Here is a 25,152-nt window from a genome sequence, read left to right as displayed (position 1 = left end):
AATTGAATTTGAAAAAAAATTAAAAAATTTAGAAAATGATAAATTAAAAATTTATACTTCAGAATTTTGTTCTTCAATTAGCATTAATTGTGGACCTAATTCTTTCGCAATATCTCTATTTATAGACAATTTTCCTATAGAAAAATAATATATATTTAAAAAATATTTAATTTTAAAATATAAAAATAAGAGGTTTATTAAATGACATATAAAAAATCAGAACAATATATTATAAGACGAAAAAAAATTGATCATTTAAAAAAATTAAAAATAAATCCTTTCGGAAATAAATTTAATCGCACTCATTGTATAAAAAACATTATTGAAGAATTTCAAAATTATGATAAGTCAGATTTAATAAACAAAAATGAACAAGTTACTATAGCTGGGAGAATAATTTTAAAAAGAGAACAAGGTAAAGCTGGATTTTTACATTTACAAGATTATCATTATAAAATTCAAGTTTATATAAAATTAGATTTAATAGGCGATAAAGCTTTCGAAATATATCAAAATTCTGATTTAGGAGATATTATTGGTATTCATGGTATCTTATTTAAAACTAAAACTAATGAATTAACTATTAAAGCAAATGACTTTATACATTTAACAAAAGCTTTGTTACCTTTGCCTGATAAATATAAAGGATTACAAAATAAAGAAATTATCAGAAAACGTCGTTATATTGATTTAATAATTAATTCAAAAACACGTGAAATTTTTTTTATTCGCAGTCAAATTATTAAAAACATAAGAAATTTTTTTGATAATAAAAATTTTTTAGAAGTGGAAACCCCTGCTTTACAATCAGTTTTAGGAGGAGCAACAGCAAAACCTTTTGTAACATACCATAATGCTTTAGAAAGTAAATTTTACTTAAGAATAGCGACAGAATTATCATTAAAAAAATTAATTGTAGGTGGTCTAGAGGCGGTTTATGAGATTGGAAAAGTTTTTAGAAATGAAGGTATTGATGCAAGTCATAATCCTGAGTTTACAAGTTTAGAAGTTTATTTAGCTTTCGCAGATATGATAGATATGATGAATTTAACTGAACAATGTTTAAAAGATATTTGTAAGAAAACTTTAAAAACTTTGGAATTTAAATATCAAAATAATATTGTTAATTTTAATAAATTTAAAAAAATACATATTTTAGATGCTATTAAACAAAAAACTGGAATTAATTTTTGGAACTATATGAACTTAGAAACCGCTAAAAATTTAAGTATAAAACATCAAATAACTATATTACCTCATTTTAGTATAGGACATATTATAGAAGCTTTTTTTGAAAAATATGTTGAAAAAGAATTAATTCAACCTACATTTATTTATGGTCATCCAATAGAAATTAGTCCTTTAGCAAAGACCAATCAACAAGACAAAAGATTAACAGATCGTTTTGAATTATTTATAGTAGGAAAAGAATTTGCAAATGCATTTAGTGAATTAAATGACCCAATAGAACAAGAAAAACGTTTTTTAAATCAATTAGAACAAAAAAAATTAGGAAATAAAGAAGCAAACGAAATGGATATAGATTTTATTGAAGCATTAGAATATGGCATGCCACCTACTGGAGGTATGGGTATGGGAATAGATAGATTGGTAATGCTTTTAACCAATGTAAATAATATAAATGATGTGATTTTATTTCCACACTTTAAAAATCAAAAAAAAGATATATAATTTATATTAACATTATTTAAGGAGGTATTTATTCATAAATGAGAGGCTATTTTTATTGCCAAAGTTATTATAATTTATTAAAAAGCCTTATTTCAATAGAAGATATTGTCAAAACAGCAATAAAAAATCAATATGATTTTGTATCACTAAGTGATAATGAAAATTTATATGGTATGATAGAATTTTTAGAATTATGTTATAAATATAAAATCAAACCTGTTATAGGTATTAAAATAAAATTAAATTTAAACAAAAAAAATGAATTTGCAAAAAATAATAAAAAAATAGGGATTTTAGTTTACGCTAAAAATGATATAGGAATTAATAATCTAATTAAATTATCTAACATAATTAAAGCAGAAAATAAAGAAATATATTTACAAGATTTACAAGAATTACAAGAAGGACTTTTTATAATTATCTCAATTTTAGATAAATTTTTTTTTGAAAAAATTAATAATTATTTTTTATCTCCAACAAATCAAAATAAAGAAACAATTGAAATAATGTTAATAAATTTTAAAGAAAAAATAAAAAATTTTTATATTGGTATTTCTTTACAATCTAATATTAATATCGACATGATAAAATATGGAATAAATGACTTATCAATTATATCGCCAGATTTAGAACAAATTGAAGATAATATAATATACTTTGCAGATAAATTAAAAATAAAAATTTTGCCTACTCATAAAACAAATTACTTAGAACAAAAAGATAATATTGTATATCAACAATTAATTAAATTAAATCCTAATAATACCAGTGAAAAAAATAATCAAAGATTAAATTTGAATTTTTTAACAAAAGAAGAATTTATTTTAAAATATGATAAATATCCAAAATTAATATCAAATTTAAAAGAATTAGTTAGTAAAATTAATTATTCTAATAATATATTTTATAATAAATTTAATTTACCAAAAATCAATAAAGATGTTTTTTTAAATTCTTCAAAAATTTTAAAACAAAAAACCTGGGAAAATTTAAAAAAAAAAATAAACCCAAAAGAAAATAAAATTTATCCCAAATATGAAAAAAGATTAAATAATGAATTAAAAATTATTTCTCAAATGAAATACGAAGATTATTTTTTAATTGTGGCAGATATTGTATCTTATGCTAAAAAAAATAATATTTTAGTTGGTCCTGGACGTGGTTCTTCAGTTAGTTCTTTAGTCTGTTTTTGTTTAGATATTACAGAAATAGATCCTTTAAAATATGACTTAATTTTTGAAAGATTTTTAAATCCTCAACGAACTAAAATGCCTGATATTGACTTAGATTTTCCTGATAACGAAAGAGAAAATGTTATAAATTATGTAAAAAAAAAATATAAAAGTAATAATATTGCAAATCTAATTACATTTTTACATTTTCCTATAAATTTTTTAATAGATAAAATAGCAAAAAATTTATATAATTATACAAACACAGAAACCCTAAAAAAAAAAATTTTAAAAAAAAAATTGGATAAAACAGATTACAGAGGAAAAGAAATAGAACGTATAGTTAATATAATAGCAAAAATACCAAGAACTACTGGTACTCATATTTCTGGAATTATTTTAAATAAAGAAAATTTATTAAAAACACTTCCTCTTCAATTAAATCCTAACAGTACACAAAAAATTTATCAAACACAATTCGAAGACAAAAATTTACAAAAAATTGGTTTATTCAAAATAGATTTTTTAGGAATAAAAGTTTTAACTTTAATGCAAGAAATTTTAAAAAAAATTAAAAATTTAGAAATAAAAAATATTCCATTAGATGATATAAAAACATATAATTTATTAAAAGAACAAAAAACTATAAGTATTTTTCAATTAGAATCAACAACAGCTAAAAATGTTTTAAAAAAAATTCAACCATGTAAATTCTCAGATTTAATAGATGTTTTAGGTTTTAACAGACCTGGAACAATAAATTTTATTAACGAATATGTCAGAAATAAAAAAAAAAATATTAAAAAAATTTTTTTACATCCTTTAATTCATAAAATTTTAAAACCTACTTATGGAGTTATTATTTATCAAGAGCAAATAATCAAAATAATTATTAAATTCGCAAACTATAGTTTAATAGATGCAGATAATTTCAGAAGTGCTATAAGTAAAAAAGATCAATATTTCTTAATTAAGGAAAAAGATAATTTTATAAAAAAAAGCATTGAAAATGGAAATTCAATAGAAGATACAAATAAAATTTATGATCATATTTATAATTTTGCTAATTATGGTTTTAATAAAAGTCATAGTGTTGCTTATGCCTTAATAACTTATCGTATATCTTATTTAAAAACTAATTATAAAAAAGAATTTAATTTAGTATTATTAAATCAATTTGCAAAAAATAATGATTGGTTAACAACTAATAATTTAATAAAAGAAATAAAAACAGAATTTGAATTTATAAAACCTAATATTTTAAACAGTTCAAATCAATATAATATTTTATCAATCAATAAACTAATTATTCCTTTAATTTCAATTAAAGGAGTTGATAATAATTTTTATCAAAACTTAATAAAAGAAAGAAAACAAAAAGTTTTTGAAAATTATGAAAATTTCAAACAAAGATTAAAAATAAGTTTAAATTTAAATAAAAACGAAAATGTATTAGATAATTTAATTTTTTCAGGAGCTTTAGATATTTTTGGTTTAAATCGTAGAACTTTATATGAATATAAAAATATAAATAGTGAACGACCTAAAGAATATAAAGAATTTTCAAAAATAAAATTAAATACTGAAGAAAAAAAAGCATTTAAATTTGATTTATCTTTAATTAAATAATTAATATTTTTAAAAAAAGGAGTAGTTTAATATTATGAATAATAATTCAATAAATCAATTTAGTCCCATTAAAAAATTTTCACAAAAAAATATACCTTTACATAAAAAAATTGTTTTTCGCTTTTTATGTTCAATATTGATTTTAACTATAATATTAATAGGAATTGTTATATCTATTAAAAATACAACAACAAGATATTCAATTAAAGATTTAAATCCTTTTAATAATAATATAAATCAAAATTTAGAAAAAGAAAATCCATTTGAAGAAACTAGAATAAAAATAGAATCTATTTTAATATTTATGTTTCTAGGAGCTTTAATTTTGGGTTTAAAAAAGGGGACTTTAGGCATTACTTTAGGATATTTTATTGGTGCTACAATAGGAATGTTAATTGGTATTTTTTTTCCAATATTTATTTATTTTTTAGAATTTTTAATTCGTAATATTTTATTTTTAGAATAAATCATATTTAAAAATATTAAAAATTAAAAAAATTTATTATAAAAAACTCTAAATTTAAAACATTTAGAGTTTTTTATTATTTTTTTAAAATTAAATATTTTTTTTTAAAAATGAACTAATGAATAAATCTAAATCACCATCCATAACCAATTCAATTTGATATGTTTCAACATTAGTTCTATGATCTTTTACTAACTGATAAGGATGAAAAATATAACTTCTAATTTGATTACCCCAACTAATTTCTTTTTGTACACCTTGAATTAATTTTAAATTAATTTCTTGTTTTTTAATCTCTCTTTGAAATAATTTAGTTTTTAAAATTTGTAATGCCTGTTCTTTATTACGCGTCTGACTTCGTTCATTTTGACAATTAACTATAATATTAGTAGGTAAATGTGTTATCCTAACTGCTGAATCAGTAGTATTAATATGTTGTCCACCAGCTCCACTACTTCTAAAAACATCAATTTTTATATCTTCTTCTTTAATTTTAATTTCAATATTTTCATTAATTTCAGGCAAAACATCACAAGAAGTAAAAGAAGTATGTCTTTTAGAATTTGAGTCAAAAGGCGAAATCCTAACCAAACGATGAACTCCTTTTTCAGACTTTAAATAACCATAAGCATTTAAACCTTTAATTAATAAAGAAACACTTTTCAAACCAGCCACATCACCTATTTGATAATCTAAAATTTCAATTTTAAAATTTTTCTTTTGAGCATATTTTCGATACATTCTAAAAAGCATTTCACACCAATCTTGTGATTCAATACCACCTGCACCAGGATGTAAAATTAAAATAGCATTTTTTTTATCATAAGTTTGATTTAATAAAATTTTAATTTCAAAATCTTGAATATTTTTTTTTAAAATTAATAATTCTTGTTCTAAAAATAAAAAATCATCCATATTTTCTTTAGTTATATTTAATAAAGATGATAAATATTGATATTCTTGATTAAATTTTTGAATTTTATAAATTTTATCATTTAAAGACTTAAATTCTTGATTAATTTTTTTAGCTTTTTCAAAATTATCCCAAAAATTAGGCAAATTAATTAAATTATTTAAATCTTTTAGACGTTTTTTTTGTTTATTTAAATTTATTCTAATTTCTAAATCATATAAAATTTTTTTTAAATTATCCAAAATCAAATTAATTTCATATTTTTCCATTATTATTTATTCCACATCTCATTAATTATTTAGAATTTTAATAAATTGAATATCAAAAAATAATTCTAATTAAAAAATATTAATTAAAAAAACTTTATAAATTTAAAACAATTAAATAGGTGATTTTAATAATATTTTAGTAATATCAAAAGAAATTTGTTGTATCATTTGATTAAATAATAATCTACCTTCTTTTTGATAAGAAATTAAAGCATTTTGTTGTCCATAATTTAAAAAACTAGCACCTTTTCTTAAATATTCCATATTAGTAATATGTAAACCCCAATGATAATCAATTATTTTTAAAATTTTTAATCTTGTTCTTTCTATAAAATTTTGTTGATGTTCAGAAATTAAATCTTTTGACGGTAATAATAAAATATTTCTAGCTTTATTTTTAATATAATCAATGATTAATTTTTCAGTATTAAAATTTTTATTATTTTCTAATAATTTTTTTATTTCTGATAAATATAAAATGTTTTTATTAAAAAAATTAAATTCTAAATAATTAATTAAATCTTCTAAATAATTTTGTTTTTTAATATTTATATTATATTTTTTAAAATAAAAAATAATTTGATAACTTAAAGTTTTTTCAACTAAATTAAAAACTAATTTTTTTATTTCATTACAAAATAAAACTTCTTTTCTTTGTTTATAAATAATTTCTCTTTGAATTCTTAAAATATCATCATATTTTAAAATATATTTACGATAATCAAAATTATTAGATTCAATCTTTTTTTGAATATTAACCAAAAATCTAGTTATTAATTTAGAAGAAGTCATTTTATTGTCTGAAGTATTCATTTTTTGAAGCAATTCTATAATATATTGTAATTTAGAACCTCCAAAACGTTGCAATAAATCATCTTCACCAGAAATAAAAAAACGAGAATAACCAGGATCACCTTGACGTCCTGCACGACCTCTTAATTGATTATCAATTCTTCTTGATTCGTGTTTTTCAGTACCTATAACAGCTAATCCACCTAATTCAATTACACCTTCGCCCAAAACAATATCAGTTCCACGACCAGCCATATTAGTAGCAATAGTAACAGCACCTTTTACACCAGCTTTAGAAATAATTTCCGCTTCTCTTATGTGATTTTTGGCATTCAAAACTTCATGAGTAATATTTTGTCTATGTAATTTTTTAGAAATTTGTTCTGATATTTCAACAGTAATAGTACCTATTAAAATAGGTTGCCCTTTTTTATGTCTATTTTTAACATCTTCAATTAAATATTTCCATTTTTCATTTAAATTTGTAAAAATAAAATCTGGGTCATCTATTCTAATCATAGGTTTATTAGTTGGAATTTCTATTACTTCCATATTATAAATATTACGAAATTCATCTTCTTCCGTTTTAGCTGTTCCTGTCATACCAGATATTTTTTTATAAAGACGAAAAAAATTTTGATAAGTAATAGTAGCAGAAATATTAGTCTCAGGTTCAATAGTAACTCTTTCTTTAGCCTCTAAAGCTTGATGTAAACCATTACTAAATTGACGACCTTTTAAAATTCTACCTGTAAATTCATCAATAATCAATACTTTATCTTTCACAACTAAATAATCTTTATTATTGTGCATTATAAAAAAAGCTTTTAAAGCATTTTTTATACGATGTAATAAATGAGCATGGTTAATATTATATAAATTATTTATTTGAAAAAAATTTTCTGCTTTATTTATGCCTTTTTCGGTTAATTCAATAGTTTTAGTTTCTAAATCAATAATATAATGATTTTTTTTTAAAGTTCTTACAAAACGATCAGCTTCACGATAAATAAATTTAGTTTGCTTATTTTGATTTGAAATAATTAAAGGAGTTCTAGCTTCATCTATTAAAATAGAATCAACTTCATCTACAATAGCGTAAGCATATTCTCTTTGCATAACCAAATTTTTATAATCAATTTGCATATTATCTCTTAAATAATCAAAAGATAATTCGCTATTTGTAGAATAAAGAATATCACAATCATAAGCTTGTTTTTTTTCTATATTATTTTTATTTTTAGTGTTTAAACCAACAGTTAATCCTAAAAAATTAAAAACTTTACTTATAATACCTTCAGCTTCACGACTGGCTAAATATTCATTAACAGTAACAATATGAACACTTTGGCCGCTTAAAGAATTCAGATAAGATGGCATAATGGCAGTTAAAGTTTTTCCTTCTCCAGTTTTCATTTCTGCTACATTACCTTGATGTAATATAATAGCTCCTAAAAGTTGTACGTAATAAGGTTTCATCCCAGTAATTCTATAACTAGCTTCCCTAGCTAAAGCATAAGCTTCAACTAAAAGTTCATCTAAGTTTTTTTTTTGACAAAAAATATTTTTTAATTTTTGAGTTTCTTTTTTAAAATCTTCATCTTTTAATTTTGTCATTTTTTCATCTAATTTATTAATTTGATCCGCTAAAATTTTAGCTTTTTTCAAATGTTTTTTAGAAGAATTAAATATTTTTTTTAAAATATTAAACATAAGTTCATTTATATTCCTTCTTTTTGTTTTTTTAAAAAAATATTAAATATAATCAAAAAATAATAAAAGCATTCAAAATTAAAAAAATATCAAATAAATTAATATTTGATATTTTAAAAATTAATATAATGATAAAATAAAATTTTATCTATTTAAAATAACTTCAATAGGTTTTTTACGAGCAAAACTATAAATAGGGAAAAAAATAGTAATAAACACAACTAAAAAAGTATTTAAAAAAATACTTAAAAATACTATTCCTTCGTGTAAACAAAAAATAATCGTTTTTTGAAATAAAATCAAGTCATTCTTCATTTTACCCATTATTAATATTGATTCTGACGGTAATAAATCTTTATAATTAATCTCACATTTATTTAATGAATTAATGTAATCATTAGAAAAACGTTTTATACCTTCTTCAATAAAAAAATTTTTAAAAGGGATGAAATAAAAAAATAAAACCCCAAAAATAGATATTAAAAAAGCAATAACGAAACCTTCACTAAAAAAAATCTTAAAAACATCAGCACCTCTGGCTCCTAAAGCTCTTAAAATACCAATTTCTTTTTTTTTAAATTCAATACTTTTTTTAATAAATTGACCAACAGTAATAAAAACCATGAAGAAAATAAATAAAGTCAACCCAATAACATTTCTATAAGTTTCATCTATTATTTTTTCAGTCATATTGACAAAAAATTTAAGTAAAACAGTAAAATAATGATCTATCGTTAGCATTGTTGATTCTTTTGATAATAATTCTTGAGCACCAATTTTAAAATTTTTTAATGGCGAAATACCAAAAAACACAGCAATTGTAAAAGTTTGTCCATAAAACATGAAAGAAGACATTAATAAAAAACTAATTAAAGAAAATTTTTTTTCTTTCAAATAACTCATACCCATTTTAAAAGCTAATTTAATTGGTAAATGACTACTAATTTTAATCATTTTGCGACTTTGTTGAACACTATTACTATCATTAACACATCGATTAGTAGGTATAAAAGAGTTTTTTAAATGATTTTTGTTTTCAATTTGATTTTGAATTTGAAATAAAATTTCCTTCGTAATAATTTGTCCTATTTTTAAGCTTTTTTGTTTAAAATCCTGTTTAGAGGAAACATAAGAATTATCTTTTGATAAGTCCGATAAAACTTCTCCATCTTTTAATTCAATAACACGTTGACCATAATTATAAGCACTTTCAGGATCATGACTAACAATAATCACTAATTTATCCGCGGATAATTTTTTAAAAATCTCAAAAACTTGCTGTCCAGTGGCAAAATCAAGATTCCCTGTTGGTTCATCAGCTAAAATAATTGAAGGTTTTTTTATAATAGAACGAGCAATTGCTACTCTTTGTTTTTGTCCTCCCGAAAGTTGATTAACTCTTCTCAATTCAAAACCATCTAAATCAAAATCTTTTAATATTTTAGAAATCAAAATAGGATCAACTTTTTTACCTTGTAAATGTAAAGGTAAAGAAAGATTTTGAAAAACATTAAGATCTTCAATTAAATTAAAATCTTGAAAAACAAAACCTACATTACCATTACGATAAGTATCAAAATCACTTTGTTTAAAATTAACAGTAGAATTACCATTTATTAATATATCACCATCATTAAACAAATCTAAACCACCTAATAAATTTAATAAAGTAGTTTTACCAGAACCAGATTTTCCTAAAATAAAAATTAACCCTTTATCAGGAAAATTTAAAGATATATTTTTTAACACATTAACAGGAGTTTGAGATTTATTAGAAAAATTTTTATTTAAATTTACTATTTGAATCATAATAAAATTATTCCTTATTTTTTTCTTTTTATAATATTTTTAATTATTAATATAAATAATATTAAAAATTAAATAAATTATTTATAATATACATTATACACATTCTAAAAAATATAATGGTTTTAATAAAAAAAATTTAAAAAAAATTACAAATGTATTATATTAATTTTAAAAAAAAAATTAAATTTATTTAACATTTTTTAAAATAAAATTTGTTATTTCAGCAATTCCTTCTTTATTTTTATTTGAAATTAAAAAAAAATTATCATAAGAAATATTAAAAATATTTAAATTATTTTGAATCTTTATTAATTGTTTCTTAATATTTGTTTTATTAATTTTATCTTTTTTAGTAAAAACTAAAACAACTTCTAAACCATTTTGCATTAATAAACCACAAATATAAATATCATTAGTATTTGGACCTACTTTAAAATCAATTAAATATAAAATTTTTCTACAATTTAAATTATTTTTTAATAAATCAAAAATAATTATTAAAAATTTTTTTTTAATTTGTTTGCTTATTTTAGCATAACCATAACCAGGAGTATCTATTAAATAAAAAAAATTATTTAATAAATAATAATTTAAAGTTATAGTTTTTCCAGGAATTTTAGAAACTCTAGCTAATTTTTTTCGACCAGTTAAATTATTAATAAAAGAACTTTTACCAACATTACTTTTACCAATTAAAATTATTTCTGGATATTTAATTAAAGAAAAATTATCTTTAATTTGTGTAATACTTTTAATAAAAATTGCTTGTTTTATCATTTAGCAAACCTTATTCTTAAAATAACAATAAAATAAATATAATAAAAATTAAAATAAATTTTTTTTCAAAATAATAAAAAAAATGTTAAAATATTATGGTTTGAGTTATTATAATAAAAAAATAATATATAAATCATTATTTATAATAAATTATATAAAAGGAGAATTAAATAATTGTTTTTAAAAAAATATAAAATAAAAAAATATTTTTTATATTTATCAATAATATTAATTTCATCTATAATAATTTTGAAAATAATTTTCATAATCATATCAAAAAAATATAACAAAACAACAATGTTCGAAAAATTATTTTTAAAACAACAAGTAAATGATTCCAAAAATATTTATAATGATGCATACATTCAAAAAAATGAAAATGCTTTAAAAGAAATTATTAATATTGATTTTAAAAAAAATATCAAAAATAAAATTAATAATAATTTTTTAAATTTTTTAAAAATTCAAAAACAGATCGATCAACAAAAAAAAATTGAAAACGATATTTTAAAAAAAAATTTTAAAAATAATTTCATTAAAAAAGATATTTTTTATGATGAAAAAAACAATAATAAGATAATTTATATTTATAATTTTCATTTAGAAGGTCAAAAAAATTCAAAAGCTGTGATTAAATTACTAAATAATTTAGGTGAATTTGGAATCGATATTAAATGGAAAAAATTTAAAAATAATTCTTTTTTTGAAGGTTATAACCAAAATATTTATGAAAATTGTAAATTTAAAATAAAACAAAATCCTATTGGTTTACAAGCTTTTTATTTTTATGATGAACAAGAACGCGAAGGAATTGACAATGAATATAATTTTTATGAATTATTCTTACAATATAAAGAAAAAATAGAAACAATTATTTTTCTTTTCTGGCATAATAAAGTTAATTATAATAACTTTTTTTTGCCTTTAATAAAAATTTATAAAAATTTAAATATATCAAATGATCAAATTTTTACTTTTAATACAAAAGAAATATCTTTATTAGATTGTTTACAACAAAAAGAACAAGAAAATAATAACTTACAATCAAAAATCAATTTTTTAATGAATATGATAATACAAAGTACTAACGATATTAACCAAAAACAAAAAGAAATTAATATTCTAATGCAAAAAAATAAAAAAAATCAAGCAGAAATATTTTTATTAAAATATAATAATAAATTTTTATCTAACGATAACAATAATTTAAAAATACAAATAATAAATAATCAATTACAAAAATCAAATTTATATAAAAATAAAGAATTTTTTATAATAAAAAATTTAATAAAAGAATATGATGAAAAAACAGCAATTATTGAATATCAAGAAGCTTTAGAAAAATATAATCAGTACATACGTTATTGGAAAATAGAAGCTAATATAAAACCAAACATACAATATAATTTTAATGAATTTTTAAATATTTTAACACAAATAGAAAATTTTTATCATACTATAATACAAGATAATAAATCAATAATTATTACTATATTTAAAAACAAAGATATTTATGATCAAAAAATATCAAATGAAAAAATTAAAATATTTAAAATAAAAAACATAAACCAAAATCAAGAAATTAAAATTAACAATACTATTTACAAAATGTCTAATGATATTAAATTTAAATCAAATGTTTTTTTATCTTTAGAAAAACCTTTATTAAAACCTAACAATGAAGACTTTAAGTTTATAAATATATTTTTTAAAAATAATGAATCTGAAAATAAAACTAATAATATATTAATTCAAAAAGAAACAAATCACAGTACATCATTATCCCCTAATAAGATAAACAATATGATAATAATTGATATTTTTTTAACCAACAAAAAAGATTTAATAACAAATCCAATAACTAAAAATATATTAAGTAACTATAGTTTAACTGGTCCTTGCTATACCAATCAAGAAGGTGAAAATTCATTATATTTTTTTATTAAAAATCCGCCAATTAATTTATTAGCTATTGTTTTTGATAAAGGTAATAGAGATGGTAAAGATAACACTTATACTTTAGAAGACTTAAAAAATATGGGTAATGAAGCTGAAAAAATGTATATTTTTTGGAAAAAAAATTAAAAAAATACAAAATAATAAAATAAAATACATTTAATAATTAAAATTTATGTTTTAAATTAAAAATTGTAATATTTTTATCATACTTTTTATAAAAGTATGATAAAAATAAAGTAACAACACATAAATCAGCACACCCACCAGGAGAAACTTTATTTTTTTTATAAATATCATTATTCTTTAAAATTACTTTATAAAAAGTTTTCCAACCTTTTAAAAATAAAATATTTAACCATTCTTTTGCTTTTTGTTTAATTTCCTGACTTTTATAATATCCTATTTTAAATATTAAAGTAGTATCATCAATTTCTGCTAAATAAAAAATTAATAATAATAAACACTTATTTTCTTGTGTTAATTGAGGATATTTATTTGAATAATATTTCAAAAATGGTAAACCTTTATTAAAAATTACTGAATAACCAGATAAAGCTTCTCCTCTAGCTCCTAAAATTTTAAATTTTGTAAATATTTGTTTACTTTTGGATTGAAAATTTAATTTTTGAAAATCATTAACTAAAGGTTTAGTAATTTTTTTAATTAAAAAACTCCACAAATCAAAAGATATTTTATGAAAAAAACCATATAATGAAATATAATAAATAATTCCAAAAACAAAAATTAAACCTTTATGAGTATTAACATTGTTAGTAACTTTAAACATTCTTTTTTCTTGTTTTTGGCCTAATTTTCTTAAAGATAAAAAATCTAAATCAGAATTTTTAATGATTAAAATATAAATTTCTTTAAAATAAAATTTAAAAGTTTTTTGTGAAATTAAAAATGTTTTTATGTCCATATCATAATGACAACCAGAATCTTTTTTAGAAACTAATCCAAAACAAGGATAAGTTAAAGCTTCTAATTTAATATATCTTAAAGCTAAATTAAGTATTCTTTTATGAAAATACTTATTTATTCCAAAAGAAATTTTTTTACTCATTTATAAAAATACCTAAAATAAATCAATTAATAATAAATAAAAAAAGAATTTAAAATTATAAACCATAAAAAATAGGATAAGTGATACTAGCAAAAGCCACTACTAAAGCACCACCAATACGAGTTGAAATCTGAGCAAATGAAATTAAATCCATTAAATTAGCAGCAGATAAAATATTAATATTTCCGGCACCACCGATACTGTTAAGACAAAGTCCAGCTGTTATAGAAGATTCTACAGCATAAAAATTAAAAAAATGACCTATTACACCAGCAGTTAAAGATACTGTTATTACCGAAACTAAACATGTTAAAAAAAAGGGAAAAGTTAGTGCATTTAAAGCTGTTTGAATGTTTAATGTAAAACCTAAAATAACTAATAAAGCAGAAGTAAAAAGAGTAGTCACTAATCTAGAAGCTTGTTTTATACATTCAAGAAAATATTCATTCATAAAATTAAATAATTTAATAATAATAACTACTACAACTAAAAAAACAATAGATTCTGGCAAAAATTTGTGATATTTTACATCTATAATAAATAATTTCAATATTGTTCTTAGTAAAACAGTTAGAGAATGAAAAGCAAAAATAATTATAAAACCAGTAGCAATATTATTATAATTAATCGGTTGTGATAATATTTGTTTTTTTTGATTTTTAAAAGATAATTTATTAATTTCTAAATTACCATTACCATTATATTTAGTATTAATAAATATTTTTTTAATAATACCAGCAGCAAAAATACTAAAAATACCACCTACTAATAAAGCTGGAGCAATGTGTCCAAATACCTTATCAGCATCATCAATTTTCACTACTGAACCATAAGATTCTCTTAAAGGCATAATACCAGCTGTCATACCGCCACTCGATAAAGGAACAAAAATATAATATAGTGTATTAATAAAATGATTATTACTATCACTATTTTTTACTCCTTCAATTCCTGCAATAGGTTCATAACCAATAATTCCTAAACAATAACCAAATAAACTAGTTATTAAAGCACCTGAAATTAAAGAAATAATAACTAAAGGAAAAAATTTTTTAAAAGCATTTTTTAATAAATTATTATCCATACTTAAAAAACTATAAACAATTAAAGAAGTTACAAAAAAAGAAGAAAATCCAATTCCTTTATCACTGTTAAAATTTTTAAAATTGCTGATAATAACTTGTCTAAATTCATAAATTGTTCCTTTAGTTGTATCAAAAAAAGAATTAGAAAATTGTAAAGAAACAAGAATAGAAGGAATTAAAATACATAAAATAGAACCTCCACCAATATCTTTTAAAAAAGGTATCTTGCTACCTACAAATTTTAAAATTCCAGCAAAAGTCATAGCAACTAATAAAGATGTCATTAAGTCATGCCATGTATCGATGTCTGCCTTATTATTATTATTTTTATTAAAACCAAAATACATTTGAAAAATTAAAATCAACATAATTGATATTAAAGCAGGCCAAGTTAATCCTAAAATATTTGATTTATATTTAGAAATTTTTTGTAAATTTTTTTTATCATTCATTGTGATAAAATAAAACTCCTTTTTGTTGAATTTATCAATAATGATTAAAATTATTATATATAATAATCATTAAATTATTCTCTCATATGATAGTAATTATAAAAAACAAAAAAATATTATTAAACAATTATTACATACAATTATATATTATCAAAATATTATAAAAAATTTCAACTAAAATCAAAGTTTTAAATTAATTTACTATTAATTTCCCATAATGTTTGAAATATTTTATCTTTTTTAATTTCTAAAACTTCCTTAAAAGGATAATGAATAATTTTATTATTTCTAATGCCTAAAGCAATATTAAAAAAATTTTTTCTAATCATTTCTATAGAATAAAAACCCATTAAAGTTCCTAAAATACGATCTTGAGGTAGGGGAATTCCGCCTTTTTGAATGTGACCTAAAACAGTGGTTTTAGTTTCTAAACCAATAACTAATTCAATTTCTTTTGCTAAAACATTAATATCAAACTGACGTTCTGTTAATATTACAATAGCGTGACTTTGTTCTTTATCAAGAAAAGATTCCATTTTTTTTAAAATATTTAATTTACTATCATTATATTCAGGAACAATAACTAAGGTAGTTTCACTACAAATAGAACTATAAAGAGCTAAATCGCCTTTCTGTCTGCCCATAACTTCAACTAAAGTACATCTTTTATGTGATTTAGAAGTATCTTTAATTTTATCAATAGCTTCAACAATAGTATTTAAAGCTGTATGAAAACCAATAGTAAATTCAGTACCTGAAATATCATTATCAATAGTTCCTGGAATTCCAATACATTTAACGCCGAAATCAATTAATTTTAAAGCACCTTTATAAGAGCCATTGCCACCAATAATAATTAAAAATGAAATATCTTGATTTTTTAAATTTTGAACTGATTTTTTAATAATGTTTGTATTTTCGATAAATTCAATAAAACGCGAAGTTCCTAAAAAAGTACCACCCATTCTAATAATATTTTCTACATCTTCCAATTTTAATAAACCAATTTGATTTTGATATAAACCTAAATAACCATATTTAATTCCGTAAATTGATATATGATTTCGTATACCAACTTTAACGATACTTCTAATAGCTGCGTTCATTCCTGGTGAATCTCCGCCTGATGTTAAAACAGCTATGTTCATATTATTTTATTATCCTTTTCTAAATTTTAATTAAATTATTAATTTTAAAAAAATCATACATTTTATCTTCATCAATATGCGGCGCAATAATATTAGAAATTTCTTTAATTTGATTATATTTAGTATTATCCATAGCAATTCCAATATGAGCATATTTGATCATATCAATATCATTATAACCATCACCAACACAAATCAACTGATATTCTGGGTATATTTTTTGAATTTGTTTAATACCATAAAATTTATTAATACCTTTTAAAACTACATCAACGCCGCCATCATTCCAATAAAAAAATTGAAATTGTTTATAATTATTAATAAAATTATTAATTTTATTAATATTTTTATCTATTATCCACATCTGATAAACATTATTTGAAAGATAAAATTTATCGTCTAAAATATTCATTTTCATACTAAAGAAATCCTTTAGTTTTTCTGTAATAAATAATAAATCTTTTTTATAAAGAACAGCTTCTTGATATAAACCTACCATACCTGTATGAAGACTAGCAGAATTTGCTTCTTTTGTTAAATATAAAACTTCTTCTTTTGAAAAAAATTTTTCATTAATAATCTTATCATTAATAATCACTACACTTCCATTTAATAAAACTAAATGTTTAAAAAAAGGCAATAAATTACCTAAAACATTTAATCTTGTTTTATTTCTACCTGTAGCAATACTTAAAATAACATTAGGATCTTGAGACAAAATTTTTATAGTCTTGATAGTTTGAGGCCAAATTTTCTTATATTTGGTACTAAAAAGTGTATTGTCGATATCAAAAAAAAATATTCTTTTTGTTTTTATTTTTATCATATGTTATTTTCTAATTTTATTTTTGTCAACCTAAATATTATAAATTATTATTTATATTTGTTTTATTTATTTTTTTTACAAATTTAAAAAATAAATATATAATAAAAAATAATAAAATTAAGTTAGAAAAAAAATTAATAAAACCATAACCTTTCCAACCAAATTCCTTAGTATTCCATTTAAGTTGCAAATTGAATAAATAATTTGTAATTTCAGTATATCTAAACAAAAATATTAAAGGAATTCGAATTAAAATTCTCAAAAAATTAAAATACATATCTAAATTAGGTTTTTTAAAAGCTACAAAACTTTTTAATAAAATACCTTGAATAACAACAGTAAAAAAACCAGAAATACAAGAAAATAAAATAAAAAAATTAAGTTGATATGAATTTCCTATATAATTACCTGAATAATTATGACTAAATAAATTATTAAAAAAATTTAATAATCTAATACCGTAAAAAAAAGCAAAAAAAGTATAAATTAAACCAAAAATACAATTTATCATAATAGAAAAATAAATACTCTTTAAAGAACGCAAAATATTTTTATTTCCTAAATTTGTTGAAATAATCAATACAGAGCTTTCTTCTAAAGCGAAACCCAATTGTAATCCAAAACCAGCTATAAAATCAGCTATTGAAACAGTAGTTAAAGAACCTGGAGCATAAAAATCAGAACGGCCAATTATTAAAAGAATAATTAATTTGCCTAATTCATAAATAAATTTACTTAAAAAAATAGGATAAAATATTTTTAAAATTTGTTTTAAATAAGAAATTTGATTGCTAATGCTATCTTTTATTTTTAAATTAATTAAATCTTTATTATTTTTATCTATTTTAAATAATATAATTAATCTAAAAAAAAGCAATAAATTAGATATTATCATAGCAAAAATAGTAGATAAACCTAAATGAAACATTGTTATGTTTTTTGCTTGTAAAAAAATAAATAAATAATTAAAACCAATTTTACAAATTAAAAATAAAAAATTAGAAAAATAAATTATTCTAATATTACCTTTTATCCTAAAAAAACCTAAAAAAACACTATTAATAGACATCAAAATACCAGAAAACATTAAACAATAATAATAACCTGAAATTTCTTTAATATCACTATTTAATGTTGTTCTATTATGAGTCATATAAGATAAAAGTATTGGTTTAAAAAAAATACCTAAAAAAGCCAATAAAAAAGAAGAAATTATAACTATTTTTAAAGTATTTTTTATTAAAATATACACTTTTGAATAATTACCTTTACCATATTCACGACCTATAATAACAGTAGAAGCCATAGCAAAACAAATTCCAAAATAAAAAAAAATTTGTTTAATAGAATTTAAAATAGGCAAAAAATCTGTAATGTTATTTGTTTTTTGTTTAGATATTGCAGTAAGTGTATCTATTTTAGATGGCAATAAATTAAATACTATGTTAGTTAAAGCAATAGGTATTGCTAAAATTAAAATAATTTTAAATAAATTACCTTCTAATATCATTTTTCTTTTTTTGTTTTGTAACAATATTTTATCTGTCATTTAATTAATTAAAATATCCTTTCTATTAAAAAATATTAAAAATAAAATTTTATTTTTGAATAAAAATAATTACTTATTTAAAATCTTATTTTTATTTTTTAAAAAATCTTTTAAAAATATTTTATCTATTGTCATCATATTTTCTATTGGTAAATCTTGTTCATTAAACCATTTTAATTCAATAACTTCTTTATTTAATTTTGTAATTTTACCTTTTGTTTTAGTAACTATAAAAGCCATTACAATAGCATAAACAATATCACCATTAGGATAAATAATTTTAAATTCTTTACCAGAATATGTTTTAAATATATCAATTTTTAAAGCATCTAATCCAGTTTCTTCTTTTAATTCTCTAATAGCCACTTCTTTTCCTGTTTCACCTAGTTCCATAGAACCACCATGAAGACCCCAAACATTAAAATCTTTTCTTAATTGAAGTAAATATTTATTTTTTTCATAAACAATAATAGAGGCTCCAGGACTAAATAAAGGTTCTTTACCAATTTTTTTACGCATTTTTTTAATATAACAACACATATTAATAATTTCCCGAAACCTTTCTAAATTTTTTAAAATTTTAATTTAAATATTAAAAAAAAATATTAAAAAAATAAAAAATAATTAAAATTTTAAATATTATTTATTAATATATAATAAATATTTTATTAAAAATTCAAATTAAAAAACTATTTTATTTTTTAAAAAATATTCAAATTACATTTATTATACTAAAAAAACTAAAAAATTTTATATAAATTTTATATATAAAATAATATTGTTTAAAATATTAAACTTGATTAATAGAACCAAATAACCTTAATTTTTTTTTAATAATATTTTTAATAGCTAAAAAACCTGGTTTGAATAATTTTCTCAATTCAAAACCTCTATCTTTAAAATTTTTATTATCACAAATATGTTCTCTTGTAGCTTTAGCAAAAGCTAACTGACAAGCAGTATTAACATTAATCTTTGCAATTCCTAAAGAAATAGACTTTTTAATCATTTCATCAGGAATCCCTGTACCTCCATGCAAAACTAAAGGTTTTTTATTAGTAATTTTATTTATTTTTTCTAAAATTTTAAAATTTAAACCATCCCAATTTGGAGAATATTCTCCATGCATATTACCTATACTAACAGCTAACATATCAATATCTAATAAAGACATTAAATGACATTGTTTAGGATCCGAAAAACTACCTGTAAAATTTAAATCATCTTCTTCTCTACCAATACCACCAATTTCTGTTTCTAACAAAACTTTTTTTTCACGACATAATTCTATAATTTCTTGAGTTTTAATTAAATTTTGTTCAAAAGAATAACCTGCTGAACTGAACATAATAGAACTAAAATCAGCTGCTAAAGCTTTTTTTACTCCTTCAAAGCTTCCATGATCTAAATGTAAAAAAACAGGAACAAATATTTTATAAAATTCATCTAAAGATTTAACCATATTAAAAACTGTTTTAAATCCTCCCATATAATCAGCAGCTTTTTCAGAAACACCTAAAATAATAGGAGATTTTAATTCATTTGCTGTTATTAAAACAATTTTAGCCCATTCTAAATTATTAATATTTATTTGAGCAATACTATAACCTTTTTGATATGCATTTAATAAAATTTTTTTATCAGCGGTTAACATTTTTTTCTCCTTACAAAATAAATAAATTTTAAAATTATTTTTAAATTAATGAAATAATAAAAATAATTAAATTTGTTTAAATTGACTTTGATAAAGTTGATAATAAAAACCTTTTTTAGCTAATAATTCTTGATGATTACCAATCTCTTCAATTTTACCATCTTTCAAAAATAAAATTTTATCAGCATTTATAATAGTAGATAAACGATGAGCAATAACAAAAGAAGTTCTATTATTAAGTAATTTATTTATAGCTTGTTGTAATAATAATTCTGTTCTAGTATCGATAGTAGAAGTTGCTTCATCTAAAATTAAAATACTAGGATTTCGTAAAATAGTTCTTGCAATAGTGATCATCTGTTTTTCGCCTTGAGATAAGTTATCAGATTCTTCGTTAATCATTGTAAAATATCCATTTATTTTAGAATCAATAAATAAATTAATGTTAGCCTTTTGAGCGGCCGAAAATACCTCTTCGTCAGTAGCTTGATTATTTCCATATTTAATATTTTCAAAAATGGTTCCATTAAAAAGCCATGTGTCTTGTAAAACCATACCAAAAATTTTTCTTAAATTATCTTTTTTTAAATTATTAATATTAATACCATCAATCATAATATTACCTTTTTCTAAATCATAAAAGCGCATTAATAAATTAATTAAAGTTGATTTACCAGAACCAGTAGGACCAACAATAGCAATCATTTGGCCACATTCAACTTCAAAATTAATATTTTGTAAAATTATTTTAGATCCATAGCTAAAAGAAACATCATCAAATACAACTTTATTTTTAAAATCATTTAAAATAAAAAATTGTTCTGATTCTAGCAATTCTTCTTCTTCTTGTAAAAATCTAAAAACTCTTTGAGAAGCAGCTTTTGCTGATTGAAATAAAACAGACATTTGTGTTAATTCACTAATTGGTCCTTCTAAACACCAAACATACTTAATAAAAGCTTGAAAAATACCTAATTTCAAAGCAGTGTAAGAACCCATAAAAATCCAAGTAATTTGACTTTCAGAATCATTCATTAAAATACTTCCTAAAATAGATACTAAAGCTACAATTAAATATGTAAAAGATTTGATAATAGGCATTAGTAAACCAGATAATATATTAGATTTAAAAATTAATTTTTGTAAATTATTATTTTTGATTTGAAATTCTTTTATTACTTTAGATTGTTGATTATAAATCATAATTTCTTTATAACCTGTATATTTTTCCTGTAAAAAACCATTATAATCGCCAAAAGTTTCAAATCTTTGAATAAAAATACTTTGTGATTTATTAGAAATTTTATAAATAGTAAAAAAAGATAAAGGAATAACTAATATAACGATTAATCCTAATCGCCAATTAATAGAAAAAATCCAAAATGATGAAATAATAATAAAAAAAGAAGAATAAATTAAAGTAGAACAAGTTTGTTGTAAACTATTAGAAATAATTTCAATATCATTAGTCATCCTACTCATAACATTACCTAAAGTATTTTTTTCAAAATAACTTACCGGCAATAAATGAATTTTTTTTTGAATATCTTGACGTAAATATTTAATTCCTGTATGAATAGAAGTAACCAACAATTTATTATAAACAATACGTAAAATGGCAACAGTAATATAAAATAATAAAGTTAAAAAAAGAAGAAAAATAATTTCTTCAAACTTAATATTACTACTACTTTTATCTAATGATATTTGACGTACTTTTTCAATAATAAATTTACCTTCCCAAAGAGGCAAACAAGAAGCAATAACAGCAGAAATGAATATTAAAAAAAAACTAATAATTAATTCTTTTTTAAAAGATTTAAAATAAGAAAACATTTTATTCATTTAAAACTCCAATAAATGCTGCGAACGAGCAATTTCTTTATAAAATTCACATCTTTTCATCAACTCTTCATGTTTCCCTATATCTAAAATTTTACCTTGATCTAAAACAATAATTTTATCAGAATTCAAAATAGAACTTAATCTTTGGGCCACTATAATAACAATAGAGTTTTTTTTCATTTCATAAAAAGCTTTTTTTAATTCATAATCTGTTTTATAATCTAAAGCAGAAAAGGAATCATCAAAAATATAAATATCAGGTTTTTTAACTAAAGCTCTAGCAATCGCTAATCTTTGTTTTTGACCTCCAGAAAAATTATTACCAAATTCACTAACAAACTCATTTATTTTTTCAGATTTAGATTCAACAAAATCATAAGCTTGAGATATTTTTATAGCTTCTAAAATATTTTCCTCAGAAGCATTTTCTTTACCCATATAAAGATTACTTAAAATAGTGCCTTTAAATAAAAAATTTTTTTGCGAAACAAAACCAATTTTACTTCTCAAATGATCAATATTATAATCAAAAATATCAATATCATTTAACTTAATTGTTCCACTAGTAACATTATATAAACGAGGTATTAAATTAATTAAAGTTGATTTTCCAGAACCAGTAGGTCCTACAAAAGAAATTATTTCATCTTTATAAAAAATCAAATTAATATTATCTAATATTTTTTGATTAGAATTAGGATAACTAAAAACAACATCTTTGAATTCTATTTTTTTAATATTTTCTTTAATTTTTAAACTAACATCATTATTTTTAATAACAATTTGATATGATAAAATTTCTTCAATTCTTTTAACTGAAACTAAAGTTTTCGGAAACATCATAAATAATAATAAAAAATTCAATATAGAAAACAAAACATGAAATTGAAACTCTATACATTTAAATAAATTTCCTAAAGTAAAATTATTTGAATCTGTTGATAAATAATATGTCCCAAGACCAATGGTTAAAATAATTGAAAAATTTACTAAAAAATAAAAAATAGGATCAATTAAAACTAAAAATTTAAATAATTTTATAGAAAAAATACTATAATTAGTATTACATTCGTAAAAACGTTTTTCTTCATGTTTATTTTGACATAAAGACCTAACTACTTTAAAACCAGTTAGATTTTCTCTAGTTATTAAATTAAGTTTATCTAATTGTTTTTGTTGTTCTACTGATAAATAATAAGTTTTATTTACCATAAAAATAATCATAAAAATCAAAAAAGGTATAATAAATAAAATACCAAAAACTAAATGATAATTAATTCGACATATCATAATAAAACTACATAATACAATAATAGGCGCTACAATTGCAGCTCTATAAAAAGTAGACATAAAACTCATTATTTGATAAACATCTGATGTATTACGATTCATGATGGATGAAATACCAAATTTTTGCATTTCATAAGGAGAAAAAGTTTGAACTTTTTTAAAAATATCCATACTTAAATCATTAAAAAGTTTAGATGAAACAAAAGAAGAACAAAAATTAATAAGCAAATTACCTAAAACACCAAAAAATACTAAAATCAAAAATATTAAAAAAAGTTGGGAGTAATTAATTGAATTGTTATTTTTATGATCAATAATAAAATCACCAATAACAAAAGGAATACCAATTTCGCAAAAAGATATCAAAAAAGCAGATAAAATATTAAATAATAATAAAATTTTATATTTTTTTAAATATTTCCATATAATTTTCATATTTTATAACATTAATTCTTTCTTTTAATGTATTATTATTTATTTTATTTTATTTTTATAAAATTAAAAAAAATTAATTAAAATAACTAAATTTAATATTTTAATAAATTAATAAATATTTTATCATTATAAAAATAAATTAATCAAATAAAATATAATTTCAATAAACTTTTTATTTAAATACAACATTACTTAATAACTTTAATAAAGCTTTCCAAGATAAAGTAGCACATTTAACCCTACTTTTAATATTAAATACAAATTGAAATATTTTAAAATCAGAATTTGTATTATCTAAATTAACTTTTTTACCTTTTAACATATTAATAAAATTATTAGAAATTTGAATTACTTCTGATATATGTTTATTTTTTAATTCATTTGACATAAAATTAGCCGAAGAAATACAAATCACACAACCTTTAATTTCGTATCTAAAATCTACAATTATATTATTTTTAATTTTAACTTGCAAAAAAATATAATCATCACCGCAAAAAAAATTTTTATATTTCACACAAAAATAACTAGGATCAGATAATAAAATTTTATTTTGTTTTTTATGATAATATTTTAATATTAAATTACGATATTTTTCATAAATTTCCATC

At 19.9% G+C, this 25,152-nt stretch carries 18 protein-coding genes; 4 read left to right on the top strand and 14 right to left on the bottom strand.

Features of this window, described 5'->3' with window-relative positions; genetic code table 11:
• Positions 1-201 precede the first annotated feature (201 nt).
• From lysS to V9D86_RS00810, 3 genes are read left to right on the top strand one after another with little or no spacing between them, the layout of a single operon-like run.
• A complete protein-coding gene (gene lysS / locus V9D86_RS00820; protein WP_334330910.1) occupies positions 202-1,692 on the top strand; it encodes a lysine--tRNA ligase in 1,491 nt (496 codons plus the stop codon).
• A 38-nt stretch (positions 1,693-1,730) separates the two neighbouring features.
• A complete protein-coding gene (gene dnaE / locus V9D86_RS00815) occupies positions 1,731-4,493 on the top strand; it encodes a DNA polymerase III subunit alpha (RefSeq protein ID WP_334330909.1) in 2,763 nt (920 codons plus the stop codon).
• Between the two features lie 34 nt (positions 4,494-4,527).
• On the top strand, positions 4,528-4,959 hold the full coding sequence (locus V9D86_RS00810) for a hypothetical protein (RefSeq protein ID WP_334330908.1): 432 nt from the start codon (positions 4,528-4,530) through the stop codon (positions 4,957-4,959).
• A 90-nt stretch (positions 4,960-5,049) separates the two neighbouring features.
• On the opposite strand, the gene prfB is transcribed toward V9D86_RS00810, so the two are convergent.
• From prfB to yihA, 4 genes are all read right to left on the bottom strand, one after another.
• The gene (prfB, locus tag V9D86_RS00805) at positions 5,050-6,141 is read right to left on the bottom strand and encodes a peptide chain release factor 2 (protein ID WP_334330907.1); all 1,092 of its coding nucleotides are present in this window, start codon (positions 6,139-6,141) and stop codon (positions 5,050-5,052) included.
• 111 nt (positions 6,142-6,252) lie between these two features.
• On the bottom strand, positions 6,253-8,646 hold the full coding sequence (secA, locus tag V9D86_RS00800) for a preprotein translocase subunit SecA (protein WP_334330906.1): 2,394 nt from the start codon (positions 8,644-8,646) through the stop codon (positions 6,253-6,255).
• Positions 8,647-8,790: 144 nt separating this feature from the next.
• Entirely contained in the window at positions 8,791-10,455 is a 1,665-nt protein-coding gene (locus tag V9D86_RS00795) for an ABC transporter ATP-binding protein/permease (protein WP_334330905.1), read from the bottom strand.
• A gap of 186 nt (positions 10,456-10,641) precedes the next feature.
• Entirely contained in the window at positions 10,642-11,232 is a 591-nt protein-coding gene (yihA, locus tag V9D86_RS00790) for a ribosome biogenesis GTP-binding protein YihA/YsxC (RefSeq protein WP_334330904.1), read from the bottom strand.
• A gap of 297 nt (positions 11,233-11,529) precedes the next feature.
• Between yihA and V9D86_RS00785 the strand changes: the two genes are divergently transcribed.
• On the top strand, positions 11,530-13,317 hold the full coding sequence (locus V9D86_RS00785; protein WP_334330903.1) for a hypothetical protein: 1,788 nt from the start codon (positions 11,530-11,532) through the stop codon (positions 13,315-13,317).
• Positions 13,318-13,354: 37 nt separating this feature from the next.
• On the opposite strand, the gene V9D86_RS00780 is transcribed toward V9D86_RS00785, so the two are convergent.
• The 10 genes from V9D86_RS00780 to sufU all read right to left on the bottom strand — a co-directional run bounded on the left by V9D86_RS00780 (position 13,355) and on the right by sufU (position 25,151).
• Complete coding sequence (locus V9D86_RS00780; RefSeq protein WP_334330902.1) at positions 13,355-14,257, bottom strand: triphosphoribosyl-dephospho-CoA synthase; 903 nt, start codon at positions 14,255-14,257, stop codon at positions 13,355-13,357.
• Positions 14,258-14,312: 55 nt separating this feature from the next.
• A complete protein-coding gene (locus tag V9D86_RS00775; protein ID WP_334330901.1) occupies positions 14,313-15,794 on the bottom strand; it encodes a 2-hydroxycarboxylate transporter family protein in 1,482 nt (493 codons plus the stop codon).
• Between the two features lie 188 nt (positions 15,795-15,982).
• Entirely contained in the window at positions 15,983-16,942 is a 960-nt protein-coding gene (locus V9D86_RS00770; RefSeq protein ID WP_334330900.1) for an ATP-dependent 6-phosphofructokinase, read from the bottom strand.
• A 19-nt stretch (positions 16,943-16,961) separates the two neighbouring features.
• Positions 16,962-17,768 (bottom strand): HAD family hydrolase, encoded by an 807-nt coding sequence (locus tag V9D86_RS00765; protein WP_334330899.1) that lies wholly within the window; start codon positions 17,766-17,768, stop codon positions 16,962-16,964.
• A gap of 37 nt (positions 17,769-17,805) precedes the next feature.
• Positions 17,806-19,317, bottom strand: coding sequence for an MATE family efflux transporter (locus V9D86_RS00760; protein ID WP_334330898.1), 1,512 nt, complete (start codon positions 19,315-19,317; stop codon positions 17,806-17,808).
• A 69-nt stretch (positions 19,318-19,386) separates the two neighbouring features.
• The gene (locus tag V9D86_RS00755) at positions 19,387-19,857 is read right to left on the bottom strand and encodes an NUDIX hydrolase (RefSeq protein WP_334330897.1); all 471 of its coding nucleotides are present in this window, start codon (positions 19,855-19,857) and stop codon (positions 19,387-19,389) included.
• A 250-nt stretch (positions 19,858-20,107) separates the two neighbouring features.
• The gene (locus V9D86_RS00750; protein WP_334330896.1) at positions 20,108-20,971 is read right to left on the bottom strand and encodes a class II fructose-bisphosphate aldolase; all 864 of its coding nucleotides are present in this window, start codon (positions 20,969-20,971) and stop codon (positions 20,108-20,110) included.
• A gap of 66 nt (positions 20,972-21,037) precedes the next feature.
• The gene (locus V9D86_RS00745; protein ID WP_334330895.1) at positions 21,038-22,816 is read right to left on the bottom strand and encodes an ABC transporter ATP-binding protein; all 1,779 of its coding nucleotides are present in this window, start codon (positions 22,814-22,816) and stop codon (positions 21,038-21,040) included.
• A complete protein-coding gene (locus V9D86_RS00740; protein WP_334330894.1) occupies positions 22,817-24,541 on the bottom strand; it encodes an ABC transporter ATP-binding protein in 1,725 nt (574 codons plus the stop codon).
• Between the two features lie 172 nt (positions 24,542-24,713).
• Complete coding sequence (sufU, locus tag V9D86_RS00735) at positions 24,714-25,151, bottom strand: Fe-S cluster assembly sulfur transfer protein SufU (protein WP_334330893.1); 438 nt, start codon at positions 25,149-25,151, stop codon at positions 24,714-24,716.
• Position 25,152 lies beyond the last annotated feature (1 nt).

It is taken from the genome of Candidatus Phytoplasma prunorum (assembly GCF_036924415.2).
Taxonomy (GTDB): domain Bacteria; phylum Bacillota_I; class Bacilli_A; order Acholeplasmatales; family Acholeplasmataceae; genus Phytoplasma; species Phytoplasma prunorum.
This window is presented reverse-complemented; position numbering and strand designations above follow the sequence as displayed.

Excerpts from the sequence above, each read along its gene's own strand:
- V9D86_RS00810 (WP_334330908.1), top strand. The coding sequence starts at position 4,528 with ATGAATAATAATTCAATAAATCAATTTAGTCCCATTAAAAAATTTTCA.
- V9D86_RS00760 (WP_334330898.1), bottom strand. The coding sequence starts at position 19,317 with ATGACAGATAAAATATTGTTACAAAACAAAAAAAGAAAAATGATATTA.
- V9D86_RS00755 (WP_334330897.1), bottom strand. The coding sequence starts at position 19,857 with ATGTGTTGTTATATTAAAAAAATGCGTAAAAAAATTGGTAAAGAACCT.
- sufU (WP_334330893.1), bottom strand. The coding sequence starts at position 25,151 with ATGGAAATTTATGAAAAATATCGTAATTTAATATTAAAATATTATCAT.
- yihA (WP_334330904.1), bottom strand. The coding sequence starts at position 11,232 with ATGATAAAACAAGCAATTTTTATTAAAAGTATTACACAAATTAAAGAT.
- V9D86_RS00765 (WP_334330899.1), bottom strand. The coding sequence starts at position 17,768 with ATGATAAAAATAAAAACAAAAAGAATATTTTTTTTTGATATCGACAAT.
- V9D86_RS00750 (WP_334330896.1), bottom strand. The coding sequence starts at position 20,971 with ATGTTAACCGCTGATAAAAAAATTTTATTAAATGCATATCAAAAAGGT.
- V9D86_RS00745 (WP_334330895.1), bottom strand. The coding sequence starts at position 22,816 with ATGAATAAAATGTTTTCTTATTTTAAATCTTTTAAAAAAGAATTAATT.
- lysS (WP_334330910.1), top strand. The coding sequence starts at position 202 with ATGACATATAAAAAATCAGAACAATATATTATAAGACGAAAAAAAATT.
- V9D86_RS00740 (WP_334330894.1), bottom strand. The coding sequence starts at position 24,541 with ATGAAAATTATATGGAAATATTTAAAAAAATATAAAATTTTATTATTA.
- dnaE (WP_334330909.1), top strand. The coding sequence starts at position 1,731 with ATGAGAGGCTATTTTTATTGCCAAAGTTATTATAATTTATTAAAAAGC.
- secA (WP_334330906.1), bottom strand. The coding sequence starts at position 8,646 with ATGTTTAATATTTTAAAAAAAATATTTAATTCTTCTAAAAAACATTTG.
- V9D86_RS00785 (WP_334330903.1), top strand. The coding sequence starts at position 11,530 with ATGTTCGAAAAATTATTTTTAAAACAACAAGTAAATGATTCCAAAAAT.
- V9D86_RS00795 (WP_334330905.1), bottom strand. The coding sequence starts at position 10,455 with ATGATTCAAATAGTAAATTTAAATAAAAATTTTTCTAATAAATCTCAA.
- V9D86_RS00770 (WP_334330900.1), bottom strand. The coding sequence starts at position 16,942 with ATGAACATAGCTGTTTTAACATCAGGCGGAGATTCACCAGGAATGAAC.
- prfB (WP_334330907.1), bottom strand. The coding sequence starts at position 6,141 with ATGGAAAAATATGAAATTAATTTGATTTTGGATAATTTAAAAAAAATT.
- V9D86_RS00775 (WP_334330901.1), bottom strand. The coding sequence starts at position 15,794 with ATGAATGATAAAAAAAATTTACAAAAAATTTCTAAATATAAATCAAAT.
- V9D86_RS00780 (WP_334330902.1), bottom strand. The coding sequence starts at position 14,257 with ATGAGTAAAAAAATTTCTTTTGGAATAAATAAGTATTTTCATAAAAGA.